This is a genomic window from Salinarchaeum laminariae, assembly GCF_023204835.1.
GTDB classification, from domain to species: domain Archaea; phylum Halobacteriota; class Halobacteria; order Halobacteriales; family Salinarchaeaceae; genus Salinarchaeum; species Salinarchaeum laminariae.
Map to the genome: position 1 here is coordinate 2,315,038 of NZ_CP096270.1, position 13,715 is coordinate 2,328,752.

Annotated in this window: 13 protein-coding genes; 7 read left to right on the forward strand and 6 right to left on the reverse strand. The window is 64.6% G+C overall.

Annotation, left to right across the window (positions count from 1 at the left end; genetic code table 11):
• The first annotated feature begins 7 nt into the window (after positions 1-7).
• From MXF70_RS10885 to MXF70_RS10895, 3 genes are all read left to right on the forward strand, one after another.
• Positions 8-1,384 (forward strand): hypothetical protein, encoded by a 1,377-nt coding sequence (locus tag MXF70_RS10885; RefSeq protein WP_248515660.1) that lies wholly within the window; start codon positions 8-10, stop codon positions 1,382-1,384.
• A gap of 99 nt (positions 1,385-1,483) precedes the next feature.
• Positions 1,484-2,533, forward strand: coding sequence for a DUF7350 domain-containing protein (locus MXF70_RS10890; protein ID WP_248515661.1), 1,050 nt, complete (start codon positions 1,484-1,486; stop codon positions 2,531-2,533).
• 180 nt (positions 2,534-2,713) lie between these two features.
• The gene (locus MXF70_RS10895) at positions 2,714-2,974 is read left to right on the forward strand and encodes a glutathione S-transferase N-terminal domain-containing protein (RefSeq protein ID WP_248515662.1); all 261 of its coding nucleotides are present in this window, start codon (positions 2,714-2,716) and stop codon (positions 2,972-2,974) included.
• Between the two features lie 57 nt (positions 2,975-3,031).
• Here MXF70_RS10895 and MXF70_RS10900 read toward each other — a convergent pair whose 3' ends face one another.
• Positions 3,032-3,997, reverse strand: coding sequence for a transcriptional regulator (locus MXF70_RS10900; protein ID WP_248515663.1), 966 nt, complete (start codon positions 3,995-3,997; stop codon positions 3,032-3,034).
• Positions 3,998-4,246: 249 nt separating this feature from the next.
• Between MXF70_RS10900 and MXF70_RS10905 the strand changes: the two genes are divergently transcribed.
• Both MXF70_RS10905 and MXF70_RS10910 read left to right on the forward strand, forming a co-directional pair.
• A complete protein-coding gene (locus MXF70_RS10905) occupies positions 4,247-5,578 on the forward strand; it encodes a tRNA(Ile)(2)-agmatinylcytidine synthase (RefSeq protein WP_248515664.1) in 1,332 nt (443 codons plus the stop codon).
• Positions 5,579-5,728: 150 nt separating this feature from the next.
• Positions 5,729-6,535, forward strand: coding sequence for an inositol monophosphatase family protein (locus MXF70_RS10910; protein WP_248515665.1), 807 nt, complete (start codon positions 5,729-5,731; stop codon positions 6,533-6,535).
• A gap of 56 nt (positions 6,536-6,591) precedes the next feature.
• Here the strand turns inward: MXF70_RS10910 and MXF70_RS10915 are convergent, their stop codons facing one another.
• Together MXF70_RS10915 and MXF70_RS10920 are read right to left on the reverse strand one after the other, a co-directional pair.
• Positions 6,592-7,809: a threonine synthase gene (locus MXF70_RS10915; protein ID WP_248515666.1), complete on the reverse strand. Its 1,218-nt coding sequence runs from the start codon at positions 7,807-7,809 to the stop codon at positions 6,592-6,594.
• Entirely contained in the window at positions 7,809-8,765 is a 957-nt protein-coding gene (locus MXF70_RS10920) for a succinylglutamate desuccinylase/aspartoacylase family protein (protein ID WP_248515667.1), read from the reverse strand. Before MXF70_RS10920 ends, MXF70_RS10915 begins: the two co-directional genes overlap by 1 nt.
• A 135-nt stretch (positions 8,766-8,900) precedes the next feature.
• Here MXF70_RS10920 and MXF70_RS10925 point away from each other — a divergent pair, with 135 nt between their 5' ends.
• Positions 8,901-10,229, forward strand: coding sequence for an MFS transporter (locus MXF70_RS10925; protein ID WP_248515668.1), 1,329 nt, complete (start codon positions 8,901-8,903; stop codon positions 10,227-10,229).
• Between the two features lie 25 nt (positions 10,230-10,254).
• Here the strand turns inward: MXF70_RS10925 and MXF70_RS10930 are convergent, their stop codons facing one another.
• Entirely contained in the window at positions 10,255-10,767 is a 513-nt protein-coding gene (locus MXF70_RS10930) for a GNAT family N-acetyltransferase (protein ID WP_248515669.1), read from the reverse strand.
• Between the two features lie 137 nt (positions 10,768-10,904).
• On the opposite strand from MXF70_RS10930, the gene MXF70_RS10935 reads away from it, so the two are divergent.
• On the forward strand, positions 10,905-11,750 hold the full coding sequence (locus tag MXF70_RS10935; RefSeq protein WP_248515670.1) for an aldo/keto reductase: 846 nt from the start codon (positions 10,905-10,907) through the stop codon (positions 11,748-11,750).
• A 60-nt stretch (positions 11,751-11,810) separates the two neighbouring features.
• On the opposite strand, the gene MXF70_RS10940 is transcribed toward MXF70_RS10935, so the two are convergent.
• On the reverse strand, positions 11,811-12,521 hold the full coding sequence (locus MXF70_RS10940; RefSeq protein WP_248515671.1) for a class I SAM-dependent methyltransferase: 711 nt from the start codon (positions 12,519-12,521) through the stop codon (positions 11,811-11,813).
• Between the two features lie 257 nt (positions 12,522-12,778).
• Positions 12,779-13,561 carry an SDR family NAD(P)-dependent oxidoreductase gene (locus tag MXF70_RS10945; protein ID WP_248515672.1) on the reverse strand — a complete coding sequence of 261 codons (783 nt, stop codon included), beginning with the start codon at positions 13,559-13,561 and terminating at the stop codon, positions 12,779-12,781.
• Positions 13,562-13,715 lie beyond the last annotated feature (154 nt).

Below are 13,715 nucleotides of genomic sequence, written 5' to 3' on the forward strand. Positions count from 1 at the left end.
CTCGCCGATGAACAGGCACGTGCGGCGTGGGGTGCTCTCGGGTGCGCTCGCGATCGCGCTGCTCGCCTCGATCGACGTCGTAGCAGCTAGCAACGTCTCCGCTGGGCTGGGGAGTCGCGGAGAAGTGTCGGTGCCGACCTGGCTCTACGCAATCACTGGCGGTGGCGTGATCGGTGCCTCCGGACTCATGTCGATGCTCGTCACTGATCGCGAGCTCCTCGATGCACTCCACGGCAAACGCGCCGGATTCGGCATTCCGACGGCAGCCAGACGCATCGGGACGCTGCTGGGTGGCGCGATCGGTATCCTCGGTCTCGTGACGATCGTCGCGGTCGGACTGTTCGGCCCACAGATCGGGCAGGTGAACCTCGGCGTGCTCCTCGTCTTCGTCGGGGGTCGCGCTGGGTTGACGATCGTCGCGTACGTGTTCGGCAATCCGTGGCCGATGCTCGACCCGTGGCGACGAATCGCCAGCCTGCTCCCGTCTGGATTCCGGGAGTATCCCGATCGCGCCGGGACCTGGCCAGCGGTCGGGGCACTCCTCGTCTTGATCTGGCTCGAGGTCGTGCTTCCCGTCACGAGCGATCCGGCTCTGCTGGCGACGCTCGTCCTGGGATACACGGCGTTCACGCTCCTCGGAGCAATCACCTTCGGTGAAGACGTCTGGTTCCGCCGCGCCGACCCACTCTCGGTCTGGTACCGATACTATGGCGCCGTTGCACCACTGCAACGTACGGACGACGGCGTCGAACTACGACCGTTCGGTGCTCGGCTACGCGACGGTGAGGTCTTCGACGACAGATCCGGCGTGGCCTTCGCCGTCCTCCTCGTCGCAGAACTCACGTTCAGCGGAGCAATTGCGACCCGGCCAGGCACTCGGGTCGTTAGCTCGATCACCGACCTGGGAGTTCCGTCGCCGATCGTGTACGCCGTCTTGTTGCTGACGACCTTCGGGCTCTTCTTCTGGGCGTATCTTCTGGCTGCACAGCGCTCTCGCCTCCGCGCTCAGACCTTCCTCTCGACGCGGTATCTGGGCTACCGCTTCGCAGGGCCGCTCCTCGCGATCGCCGCCGGCTACCACTTTGCGCACTACGGCGGTTTCCTCCTCTCGCTGTGGCCGACGCTGACTACCGTCGCTCAGGCGCCGTTTTCCACGCTCAATCCATCACAGATCGTGCTTCCGTCGTGGTTCGGGCACGTCGAGGCAGCTGCCATACTGCTCGGGCACGTGCTCGCCGTCTGGCTCGCTCACGGAACGGCGATCGACACCTTCCCGGGACGCGTTCAGGCGATTCGCAGCCAGTACTCGTTCATCCTCGTGATGGTTTGCTTCACGATCGCGAGCCTCTGGATCATCTCGCTCCCGACGGTGTCGCCGATCTGATCCACTACCGACCGTCCTCTCACTGCGATGCCCCTGAAATAATGGGGTCGCCACCTGCGAAGCAGAACCTCTAATCCGTCGTCTCTCCTACGTCCGTCAATGAATCGCCGCAGCGTCCTTCGCGGTGCTGGCGTCGGGGTGGGTGCAGTGCTCGCTGGCTGCACGGACTTTTTCGAAACCGAGTCCGTCTGGAGCGGTGCGCCGCTTGTCGAGGACCGGCCCGAAGCGGTCTACCTGCCAGCATCCAGCGAGCAGATGGGAACGTACGGGATGCAGGATCTCGCTGACGAGGCTCGCTGTTCGCTCCACTACACCTATCCACACCGTTTCTGGACCGTCACTGGGTCGGCCCCCAGCCGAGTCGAGGTTTCCGAAGACGACTCGATGCATCTGATGGTCTCGGCGTGGGACCCAGAGACCGGCGTCGTGCTTCCGCGCCAGCCAACGGGCACGCTGCTCGAGGATGGTGAGCCCGTCGAGAGCTATCAGCTCTGGTCGATGCTCGCCCAGCGGATGGGCTTTCACTTCGGCAACAACGTCGCTTTGCCCGGCGAGGGGAGCTACGAGGTCAGGATCTCCTTCGATCCGATCGCCGTCCGCACAGCCGGTACATTCGTGGGCCGATTCCAGGAGCCAGAGAGCACGACGTTCTCGATCGATTTCCAGAGCAGCGACGTCCTCGACCTGAACATCGACGAGATCGCGGAGAACCGGCGCGGCAATCGCGAGGCGATCGAGCCGATGGACGGCATGGGACCCCCGCCGGGGCGCGTCCCCATCACCGAGGATCTTCCGGGAACGTCCCTGGGCAGCGGCACCTCCAGTGACGCCGTCCTCGTCGGTCGACTGCTCGACTCGCCGCCGGCGGGCGTCGAGGGCGAGGGCCAATATCTCGCAGTGTCGATGCGGACGCCGTACAACCGGATCGCGCTCGCCAGCAGTTCGCTCTCTGCCAGTTTCGATGGCGACACGGTGGAGCTCGTGGAAACGATCGACGATCAGCTCGGCCACCACTACGGCGTCGCACTCGAGGACGCTCTCGACTCTGCACCGACGATCGAGATCGGTTCGCCGCCACAGCTTTCCAGACACGACGGGTACGAAACGGCATTCTTCGAGATGCCATCCGTCGAACTGCAGGCACCATGATCGGTCGCAGGTGGGCTGGATCGCACCTCTTCGGTCCGTAAACAGTCCGACCTGCTTTCCTAGTCGTGATCTACTCGGTTAGCAAGCAACCGTGTGGCGACGAAGAGATACGGATCGCTCGTGCAACCCGAATGCCCGCCACCGCCGACCTGAAGGGGATCGTCGTCGAACTAGTGGTCGATGGTAGACTCTGACCTTGTCCTCTACGAACTGGAGGGATGTCCGTACTGTGCGAAAGTGATCAACACGCTCGACGAGTTGGGCCTGGATTACGAGTCCCGGATGGTTCCCCGATCTCACGGCGAGCGAACCGAGGTCGAGGAAGTCAGCGGACAGACCGGCGTCCCTGTACTCGTCGATCCCGAGCACGACGTCGAGGGGATGGCAGAAAGCGACGACATCGTCGCGTATCTCGAGGAAACGTACGGCGGCGCTACCTGACGCGACGAATCGAGAAATCGGCTCGTCAGTACCGAGCGGCGATGCCGGTCGGTTCACTTAGGCCGGCTCCGCGTCAGACCGCTCGCGGATCAGGTCGCGTAATCTATCGGCGTCGTCGATCTCTTCTGCTTCCTCGCGTTCGATGAGGGCGGTGCCGCCGACGGAGTCGCGATTGGTCGAACCGACGAAGTAGACGGACTGCGTCTCGGCGACCTCGCCGACGGAGGCCATGATGCGGGCGCGCTTCTCCGCGGACTGCGTGAACTCGGAGTGTCCAGTGAGCACGATCCCTTCGTCGGTGTCGCCGTCCTCGTTGACCGCCTTGAACGGTGCGCGGATCGTCGGGTGGACGCGGTAGCCTGCGCGGTGCATGACCGCGACCATCGGTTCGTCGTCGGGATCGGCTTCTGGTGCGTCCGGCGTCGGTTCCGTGTCGCGAATCTCCTCGGCCCCACCGAGGACGTTCACGGAGCTGGTCAGCCCGTCGCCGAAGAGCTCCTCGAGCTGGGCCGCGACCTCGATCGAGGCGTCCATTCCGTCCTCGTACTTTGAGACGGTACGTCGCGAGACGCCAAGTTCGTTAGCGAGCTGGCCGAGAGACCAGCCTCGTTCCTCGCGCTCGTCGGCGAGGACGTCGCTGTCGATGCTGACGTAGAGGCCACCCGGAGCCGCGTAAATCAGCGGCGGCACTCCTTCGAGGAACAGGTCCAGTGCCGTGTCCGGGCTCAGAACCGGGACGCCGTGACGGAGGTAGACGACCTCCGGTTTGAGGGGCTCGTCTCGCGTCCGGAGACCGATGACGAGCGACGTTGCGTCGAGATACGCACCGATTCGGCGCATCTCCTCGCCGGTGTTGGCGTCGAAGGCGTCGACGTTTCGTAGCACCTTGAGGAGCAACAGCTCTTCACCGCGGCGGGCCGCGAGATCGAAACTCCGTGGCCGAATTGCACACCGGTCGCTCACCGCGAAGCCCGCGTCTTCGAGCATCGCGATCACGTTCCCGACCAGTGCGGACCGTGACATAGACGGGAATAGGGGGTTCGTACCTTAAGAGTGTTGTGGGGGCCAATCGGAGCCACGTCTGGCGATCACCCAGGTTTCACGGGGCGAATACTTTTATACTGGTTAGATTTGCGCTCGCCACCACCTTTTCCTACCCCTTTCGTACGGGCACGGCCTCGGTCGGCGCATGGCACCGCCTGACTGCCCGCAGTCACCGGAATGGATCCCCGAGCGGAACCTCTTATGTCCGTGGAGGGATAGACCGAACCGATGCCAGTCGTCGGCCTGGACGACACCGATTCCCGCGAGCGCGGGATGTGTACGACGTACGTCGCTGCGCGAATCGGCGAGCGCCTCGACGACGCGGGCTTCGAGGTTCGCCGACAGCTGCTGGTCCGGTGCAATCCTGCTGTCGAGCACAAGACGCGCGGCAATGCGGCGCTCGCTCTCCACGTCGAAGCCGGCGAGACGAACGAGGATCGGGCTGTGGCCGCAGATGCGTGTTTCGAGATCGCTCGGGAGACGATTGCCGACCTCGCTGCGACGACCGGTGGCGACGCAAATCCGGGGCTCGTCGTCGCCGATGCCGATCCGGCGGAGCTGCCCGACGACGTAGCCGCGTTCACGGAAACCGCCGTACGCGGTCACCACGAACTTGGAGACGCGGTCGCTCTAGCTGACGAGCACGGCTTCGAGCACGTTGGCTGGGGGACTGGCCGTGGCCGGATCGGCGCGCTCGCTGCAATCGGCGCCTGGAGCAGCCCGTTCGACGACTGGACCTACGAACAGATTGCGTATCGCGAACGTTCCCGCTGGGGTACCGAGCGAGAGGTCGACGTCGAATCCGTTTTCGACGCAGCGGCCCAGAGCCAGCCTGCAGTCTGGGACACCGTCGATCGATCGACCGGTACTGCGGTCTGCGTTCCGCGGACGCCCTGTCCCGTTCTCTTTGGAATCCGGGGAGACGACCGCGACCAAATCGCGGACGTCGCCGGTGCCATCGAGAGCGAGCCAGTCGATCGCGTCGCTACCTTCATCACGAACCAGGGAACCGACGCACACCTCCGGGACGCCGATCTCCACGAGATCGAGGACGATCACGCGTATTGCATCGACGGAACAGTTGCGACAACACCCGAAACGAGAGAAGGCGGGCACGTCTTTCTGACAATCGAAGCTGGGGATGGAGACGGTGCCGGCACGAGCGATTCCCAGGGAGAGTCAGTTCCCTGCGTTGCATTCGAGCCGACCAAACAGTTCCGCGACCGGGTACGAGCCCTCCGCTCTGGTGACGTCGTAACGGTCTGTGGCGAAGTGAGCGACGGGACGATGAAACTCGAGAAGTTCGCGATCCGCGATCTGGTGCGCACCGAACTGACGACGCCGATCTGTCCTGACTGCGATCGGACGATGGAGAGCGCCGGCGCGGACCAGGGGTATCGGTGCCGGGACTGCAGGACCGATGCACCCGGCAAGATGGAGCGTCCGATCGATCGGTCGCTCGAAGAGGGGTGGTACGAGGTGCCGCCAGTCGCGCGCCGTCACGTCGCGAAGCCACTGGTCCGTGGTGGGTTCGACGGACCAATCCACCCCGAGCTGTGACCCGCGGCCCTGGCCGAGGGGCGTCCTCGATCAGGCCACTCTGGCTGGGAGAACCTCCCAGCGCTACGTACCGATCTTCCTGCTCCGTATCGCTCGCGGAACGCAACCGAGACCGGAAGCAGGATAGTTCCGGAACTGCGACAGTGCGCTATGACTGACGTAGCGACGCGGCTGGACGTCGCCCGCTCCGCAGCCGAGGCCGGCGGGGAGCGAGCGCTCGAGGATTTCCGGCGAGACATTCTGATCGAGACCAAAGATGGACCGACCGACTTCGTCACTGAGGCCGATCGCGCCGCCCAGCGAGCGGTAGTCTCGGAGATCCGTGACTCGTTCCCCGACGATCCGATCGTCGGCGAAGAGGACGAGACGCCGAGCACGGTCCCGGAGACCGGGCCCGCCTGGGTGATCGACCCAATCGACGGCACGGCAAACTACGTTCGCGGCGTGCACAACTGGACGACTGCCGTCGCAGCTGTCGTGGACGGCGAACCGGTCGCGGCCGCCGTCGTTGCGCCTGCACTCGACGACGTCTACGCCGCCGGAGCCGAGGGAACCACCCGAAACGGAGAGCCGATCTACGTCTCGGAGACGACGGATCCAGAGGCTGCAGCCGCGTGCCCGACGCTCTGGTGGTCCCGAGAGCGACGCGACGAGTTCGCTGCGATCGCTGGCGCGGTCGTGAACACGTTCGCGGACTGTCGGCGGATCGGCTCCGCCCAGTACGAACTCGCGCTCGTCGCTGACGGTGCCCTCGACGCCACGCTCGCGAACGTCGACGCGCATCCCTGGGACACGATCGCCGGCACTCACCTCGTGCGACAGGCGGGCGGACGGGTCACCGACGTCGACGGCGAGCGCTGGCGGCACGACGCTCGCGGGATCGTCGCAACGAGCGGCGAACTCCACGAGGAGGCGCTGAACGTGACGCGAGCGGGAGACCGCGTGACAGGGAACTAGCCGATAGCCGGGGCGGACTGCGTTGCAGCGAACGGTCCTCGGGAGACCTCCAGCGTCTACAGCGTCTTCAGACCGCTCCCCGTCAGCGCGACGACCACGTCCTCGTCGGGTCCGACGAGCCCCTCGTCGCGGAACGCACGCAGTGCAGCGGGACCGACGGCGCACGTCGGTTCGACGTAGAACCCCGACCGGTGAAGCCGATCGAGCGCGATTTCGAGCTGGTTTTCGCCAATCTCGATGGCCGCGCCGTCCGTGGCCTCGATGGCTTCGACGATCTGATCTTTTCGCGGGGGATCCCGAATCTGGATCCCATCGGCCAGTTCGTTGTCCGGGAGGGGCGAGTCGTCGTCACCGATCGAGATGCCGAGTCCGCCGCCTGTTCTCGGACCGTCGGATGGCGCCGCGGTCTCTTCGTCGGCATCTGCCTCCTCTGCCGGATCGATCTCGATGCCGTCGAGTGCGTCCACGATCGGGGCGTACCCTCGGGCCTGCGCGACCAGCATCCGTGGCAGCCGATCGATCATTCCAGCGTCGTAGAGCGCTTTGAACCCTCTGTAGGCACCGAGGCTGAGCGTGCCGTTACCCGTCGGGAGCACCACTGAGTCCGGCACCGACCAGTCCCGTTGTGCAGCGACCTCGAACGCGAACGTCATCGTTCCAGCGAGGAAGGCAGGGTTCCAGGCGTGGCTGGCGTACCACGCATCGCCACGTTCGACTGCGTCGATGCAGGCGTCGCTCACGTCCTCTCGCGTGCCCTCGACGCGCACGGGTTTCGCACCAGCGCGTTGAATCGCCATCAACTTCGATTGTGGAAGCTCCGCAGGGACGTAGATCTCGGCGTCGACGTCGGCGCGGGCGGCGTAGGTAGCGATCGACGCGCCCGCATTGCCCGAGGAGTCCTCGACGATCGTGTCGACGCCGATCTCCGCTGCGCGGGAGAGCGTCGTCGTCGCGCCGCGATCTTTGAAACTGCCCGTGGGGAACACGTACTCGAGTTTGAACTGTGCGTCCCACGTCTCGGAGCCGACGAGCGGGGTAAATCCTTCGCCGAGACTTACCTGTTGGCTGATCGGCAGGAACTCGAAGAAGGCCCAGAGCCCACGGCGCGTGTCGAGTCGAGAGAACGGCGGTGGCGAGCCGTCCGGAATCGGATTCTCCGCGTAATCCAGCGGGCCGCCACAGGAGCAGCGCCACGGTTCGTCGGCACCGGCGTCGTACGTCACACCACAGTCGGCGCACTCGAGGTCCGTGGGCGTCGCGTCGTCGACCGGCATCAGTACTGGTCGACCTCCGTGCCGATCGAGCAGACGTACTCGCCGGTCGCTACCTGTGGGAGTCGACGGGTGCGCCAGCAGATTCCCTGTTCGGTCGCCGTCACGGTCTCTTTTTGCTGCCCGAACACGTCGGTCACCGTGAAAATCTCGTCACCTGCAGCCACGCGCTCGCCGAGGTCGACGTGCATCGAGACCAGCCCGCCACACGGCGACCCGTACTGTTCGAAACTGCTGGCGCGGATCTGTGCCTCGATGTCCACGGTTCCATCGAGGAACCCGTAGTGTCTGAGCACGTTGAACACGCCCTCGACACCGGCCTGGATGGACGTCTCGTCCCAGCCGACGCAGCCGCCGAGCTCGGGATCGACAGTGGGAACGCCAGCGTCGGGGCCCTCGCGAGCGAGCTGTCCGTCGGGTCCTTTCTGGTCGAGCACGTGGCCACAGCCGAAGGCTTTCGCGAGTTCGAGACACTGATCGTGGAGCCGGTGGCGGTTGCCACAACGGACACGAACTTCGTCGATCATCCGACTCGTCGACCCCTGGTGGAGATCTACGATCAGATCCGCGGAGGACGCGACGTCGAAGGTCGCCGCGGCGATCCGCTCGCTGGACGTACCCTCCGGATCGCCGGGGTACGTCCGGTTCATTTTCGTATCGTCGATGGGATTCCGGTGTTCTGCAACCTGGAAGGCGTGGTAGTTGACGATGCCGACGATGAGGATCGTCCCTGCGAGCTCGGTTGGATCGAGCTGGGGCACGACTCGCTGGAGCACGCCGACGCCGTTCAGTTCGTCGCCGTCGCTGGCCGCCTGCAGATAAAGTGTGTCGCCGTCCTCGGCGCCGTTGATCACGGCCACGGGGAGGCCAAACTCGCTTCCATCACGTGTCTCGCCGACGACCAGCCGCCCGGTGTCTCGCTCACCCGGTGCGGCCTCCGCCGACCCGAGGGACGTCATTGTCCAAGGTGGATACCCCTACCCCCTTTAGCGGTTCGGTTCCAGGGGTTCTCGCAGGATCCACTGGCAGCCGACGCGACTGACGCGCTCGCCGCTGGGACAACACCTTAGTCACCGGGCTTGGCACGGGGATCTATGGGGACCGACGAGGCCGAGGTCGGGGGACCGATAGACGCCTTCCGGCAGTTTTTCGCGCTCGAGCGGGACGTCCTCGTGCTCTCGCTCGCGATGTTCGCGTTCAGCCTCGGCTTCCAGATGACGAGCCGATTTCTCCCGGAGTATCTCTCCGTGCTGGGCGCGAGTGGATTCGTCGTCGGTCTGTTCGGCACCGTCGGCAACGTGGTCTCGGCGGTCTATCCGTATCCAGGTGGTGCGATCTCCGACCGGATCGGATCGCGGTACGCGCTGACGCTCTTTGGACTGCTCTCGACGCTGGGATTCGTCGTCTGGCTGATCGCCCCCGGGATTGGGCCGATCAGTGTTGTCGGCCTCACGATTCCCTCCTGGATTTGGATCTTCGTCGGTCTGCTGCTGGCACAGGCCTGGAAGTCGTTCGGCCTGGGTGCGACCTTCGCCGTCGTCAAGCAGGCGACCGAGCCATCCCGGCTAGCCGCTGGGTTCGCGAGCACCGAGACGTTCCGCAGAACCGCGTTTCTGATCGGGCCCGTGCTCGCGGCGGTCCTGATCGGTCTCCACCCAGATTTCACGGTCAGTTTCCAGTACGTGCTCGCGGTGGGCATCGTCTTCGGCGTGATCGGTACGCTGGCCCAACACGTGCTCTACGACGCGAGTGAAGACTCGATCGGCGATTCCTTCGAGGGCGTCGCACAGCTCCGAGACGATCTCGCAGCGATGCCGGCGCCGCTCCGGCCGTTGTTGATCGGCGACACGCTGGTCCGGTTCGCGAACGGGATGGTGTACGTCTTCTTCGTGCTCGTCGTTACCGACTTTCTGGCTGTGGGACTCGACTCCATCACGCTCGCGGGAACCACCTTCGACCTGAACGTCTCACCGGCGGCCTTCTTCGGCTACCTGCTGGGCGTCGAGATGCTGGTCGCACTGCTCGTCATGGCGCCTGCAGCGAAGATCGCCGAGCGCGTGGGACTCAAACCCGTCGTCGCGCTCGGATTCGCGGTCTACGCGATCTTCCCGATCGTGCTGATCTACGCGCCCGCCAGCCCGAACGCGCTCCTCGTCGTGTTCGCGTTCTCCGGCCTGCGATTCGCGGGCCTCCCCTCCCATAAGGCCTTGATCGTCGGTCCGGCGGAAGCTGGTGCCGGGGGCCGCGTGACTGGTGCGTACTACTTGCTGCGGAACACGATCGTGATCCCCAGTGCGGCGATCGGTGGCGCGCTCTGGGACTTCGTGAGTCCGGAAGTGGCGTTCGTCGTCGCCGCCGTGATCGGTCTCGTCGGGACTGGCTACTTCCTCGTCTTCGGCGAGGAGTTCGAGGCGTACGCCTGAGCGCGTTCACGCCAGGCAGCGCCGCTCAGAGGTCGGTTCGCATCTCCACCGCCGGCCCTTCGATGTCCTCGCCGTACTGGAACGTGGTCTCGGCGACGATCTCGTAGCCGTGGTGCTCGTAGAACCCCCGTGCATTGAGGGACGCGAGGAGCCCGAGTGAGCCGAGACCGTTTTCGCGTGCCGTGGTTTCGAGGGTCGCGAGTAGCGACGAGCCGACGCCCTCTCCGGCGACGTCTGGGTCGACGTACACGGCGCGCACGCCACCGTCGACTGGCTCCTCGAGGTACTCGGGCGGGTCGAACCGGACGTCGCTGAACCCGACGACACGGCCTTCGACCTCGGCGACGTACCGACGACCGTTCTCGGGCTGAACGTCGTCCTCAGTGGCTTCGCCGTCGGAATCGTCTCCCTGAGAAAGGTCCGTCCAGGCGTCGAGAACCGCCTCGCGGTAGTGCTCTCCAGCGAGTTCGTAGACCGACCGCTCGTGGACGTCGATGATGGCCTCTCGATCTGCCGCTGTCGTAGGTCGGACGTTCACGAACTGGCGATCGTGAGTCAGTGTAAAAAAGCTCCCCACGATGTGTGATTTCGCCACATGGCCGGGCGAAGCTGTCTCGACCCACCGAACTGCCGCAGCCACAGCCATTAGGACCCCGACGATCCTCGCTCTATCCGATGACGACTCCAACTACGGGACTTCCAAGTGGCGACGAGCTGCCGATGGTCGGACAGGGAACCTGGAACATCGAGGGAGAGGATCTCGAGAACGCACTCCGGGCAGGCCTCGAAGCTGGATACACCCACGTCGACACCGCGGAGGGGTACATGAACGAGGCGACGATCGGCGACGTCATCGCCGATGCGGACGTCGATCGCGAGGAGCTGTTCCTGACTTCGAAGGTCCTGCCCAAGAACCTCAACTACGAGTCGGTGATCGAATCGTGCAAGGAGAGCCTCGAAAAGCTCGGGACCGAGTATCTCGACCTCTATTTGATCCACTGGCCCAACCCCGCGATCTCCGTCCGGGAGACGCTCCAGGCGATGGCACATCTCAAAGCGGAGGGCCTCGTGCGAAACGTCGGCGTCTCGAACTTCGACACGTACCAGCTCTCGGCAGCGCTGCACGTCTCACCCGTGGACATCGCGGTGAACCAGATCGAGTTCCACCCATGGCTGCAGCGACCGGAACTCGTCGAACTGTGCCGCGAGAACGACGTGACGATCGAAGCCGCTGCGCCGCTGGGCCGGACGGAGATTTTCCAGGACGAGGTCCTGCAGGAGATCGGAGAGAAATACGATCGGTCGGTGGCGCAGATCGCGCTGAAGTGGGCCGTCGACCGCGGCGTGACGGTGCTCCCGAAGTCGACGAGCCCCGATCACGTCCGGGCGAACCTCGATCTGTTCGGCTGGTCGATCGACGAGGCGGATCTCGCGCGGATCGACGACATCGACCGCGGACAGGCCGTCTACGACGACCGACTGCGCGGTTGGGAGGGCGACGTGTACGGCATTTCACCGTAACGCCTGCCGCTGGGGTAGTCGTCTATTCGAGAATGTGAATTAGCTCCGGTGTCTGCGTCGTCACCGCTTCCTCGCCCTCAGGCAGAGGAACTGGGGTCGCTTCGATAACTGCTCGTACTCCTTCGGCGCCGCTTCCCTGAACGTCTCCGTCGGTTCGGGTTCGGAGACGTGCTCGAGCTGGAAGCCTGCAGCCACGAGTTCGTTGAGGATCGACTGGAGCGGCCGTGTGTAGTGCGGCGTCTCGACGCCCCAATCCTCGATCTGACGCTCGGTCTCGTAGTACGTCCAGTCCTCGTACTCGCTGGCGTTCCGGAGTGGGTGTCGGACCGAGATGACGAGGAAACCGCCTTCCTCCAGAATCCGGGCGAACTCCTGAAATGGTGCCTCCAGCGAGGGCAGGTGGTCGAGAACCTGGGCACAGACGACGCCGTCGAACTCCCCGTCTTCGGCGAAGGGAATGCCCTCAGAGAGGTCGCCCAGGCGAAGCGTCGCTCGGGTCCCGACCAGGTCTCGGGCCTCCTCGAGCATCGCCTCGCTCAGGTCGACGCCGACGACCGTGGCGCCTCGATCGAGCAGCCACTCGGTGTAGACGCCGCTGCCACAGCCGGCATCGAGGACCCTCTCACCGCTCACGGTAGGGATGAGGTCTGTCGTCGCGGGGAACTCGAGCTCGGCTTGATGGGGATTGTCCGACCAGTATCCCTCGGCGTAGGATGCAGCGATTTCGTCGTAGACGTCCTCGACAGCAGCCGTCTCGTCCTCTTCGTCCATGACAACCCTCTGGGTCAATCGGAAGGTAATCGTTCCGGACCACGGTGTTCGAGTCCCGTGATCGTTGGAAAACGTCGTCGGTGAGCCTCGGTCGTATGAACTCTCGCGACCGGCCGGTTACGACCGTCGGCAAATCGCTCGTCCCCTCCCCGATGGACGCGTCGCCCAAGCACGCTCCTGTACGGGTCGGGAGAGTATTCCTACTGGTAGCGAAGCGTGGCTGCCCAGGCATTCGGCGAAGCGTATCGCCGATCCGGTCAGTACGAGAAGAGGTCCGCCCCGCCAGTCACGCCGACGACCTGCCCGGTGATGTAACGGGCGTGTTGGCTGGCGAGGAAACAGACCAGCGGCGCGACGTCTTCCTCCCGCCCCAGTTTCTGCATCGGCGTGGCCTGTCGGATGCGCTCGAACTGCGGGTTGAACTGTTCGAGTTCCTCGGGGCTCAGATCCGCCAGCTCGCCGACGACGATGTTCGGGGTGAGAACGTTCGAGGTGATACCATACTTTGCGCCCTCCAGCGCGAGCGCCTTTCCGAAGCCGATGAGCCCGGATTTCGTGGCTGCATAGGAGACCTGCGCGAAGCTCCCTCGCCAGCCCGCGATCGAGGACATCGTGACGATGCGGCCCCACTCGCGGGATTTCATGTGGGGGTAGACCTCCTTCGTGACGTTGTAGGCACCCGTGAGATTGAGCGCCACGTCGCGGTCCCAGAGGTCGTCGGGGAACTCACCGATCCGCGAGACAGCGTCGACGAACCCAGCGTTGTTCACGAGCACGTCGACGCCGTCAGTCTCCGCCTCGATGGATGCGACAGTGGCTCCCACCTCTTCCCGATCGGTGAGGTCACACTCGACTGCCATTGCCGAACCCGGTTTGTCGGCCTCCACGATCCCATCGACGACTGCCGCTGCACCCTCCTCGTCGACGTCGAGGACGACGACGTGGGCACCCTCTCCAGCGAGGTGTTCACAGAATTCGCTTCCCAGGCGGCCTGCACCGCCCGTGACTAGGGCAGTCTTGTCTTCGAGTCCGAGATCCATGGTCGGTCCATGGAACCAATGGGCATAGTTTTTCGTGAACGATAACGCACGAAACTGCAGTTGTAACTGAACGTGGCTGTAGAGGAGCTGTGAACGGTCGGTAGATCGAAAAAGACGTTCGAGAACGCTGTTGGGATATTCAGGGCGCGCGTGA

Excerpts from the sequence above, each read along its gene's own strand:
- MXF70_RS10885 (WP_248515660.1), top strand. The coding sequence starts at position 8 with ATGAACAGGCACGTGCGGCGTGGGGTGCTCTCGGGTGCGCTCGCGATC.
- MXF70_RS10890 (WP_248515661.1), top strand. The coding sequence starts at position 1,484 with ATGAATCGCCGCAGCGTCCTTCGCGGTGCTGGCGTCGGGGTGGGTGCA.
- MXF70_RS10895 (WP_248515662.1), top strand. The coding sequence starts at position 2,714 with ATGGTAGACTCTGACCTTGTCCTCTACGAACTGGAGGGATGTCCGTAC.
- MXF70_RS10900 (WP_248515663.1), bottom strand. The coding sequence starts at position 3,997 with ATGTCACGGTCCGCACTGGTCGGGAACGTGATCGCGATGCTCGAAGAC.
- MXF70_RS10905 (WP_248515664.1), top strand. The coding sequence starts at position 4,247 with ATGCCAGTCGTCGGCCTGGACGACACCGATTCCCGCGAGCGCGGGATG.
- MXF70_RS10910 (WP_248515665.1), top strand. The coding sequence starts at position 5,729 with ATGACTGACGTAGCGACGCGGCTGGACGTCGCCCGCTCCGCAGCCGAG.
- MXF70_RS10915 (WP_248515666.1), bottom strand. The coding sequence starts at position 7,809 with ATGCCGGTCGACGACGCGACGCCCACGGACCTCGAGTGCGCCGACTGT.
- MXF70_RS10920 (WP_248515667.1), bottom strand. The coding sequence starts at position 8,765 with ATGACGTCCCTCGGGTCGGCGGAGGCCGCACCGGGTGAGCGAGACACC.
- MXF70_RS10925 (WP_248515668.1), top strand. The coding sequence starts at position 8,901 with ATGGGGACCGACGAGGCCGAGGTCGGGGGACCGATAGACGCCTTCCGG.
- MXF70_RS10935 (WP_248515670.1), top strand. The coding sequence starts at position 10,905 with ATGACGACTCCAACTACGGGACTTCCAAGTGGCGACGAGCTGCCGATG.
- MXF70_RS10940 (WP_248515671.1), bottom strand. The coding sequence starts at position 12,521 with ATGGACGAAGAGGACGAGACGGCTGCTGTCGAGGACGTCTACGACGAA.
- MXF70_RS10945 (WP_248515672.1), bottom strand. The coding sequence starts at position 13,561 with ATGGATCTCGGACTCGAAGACAAGACTGCCCTAGTCACGGGCGGTGCA.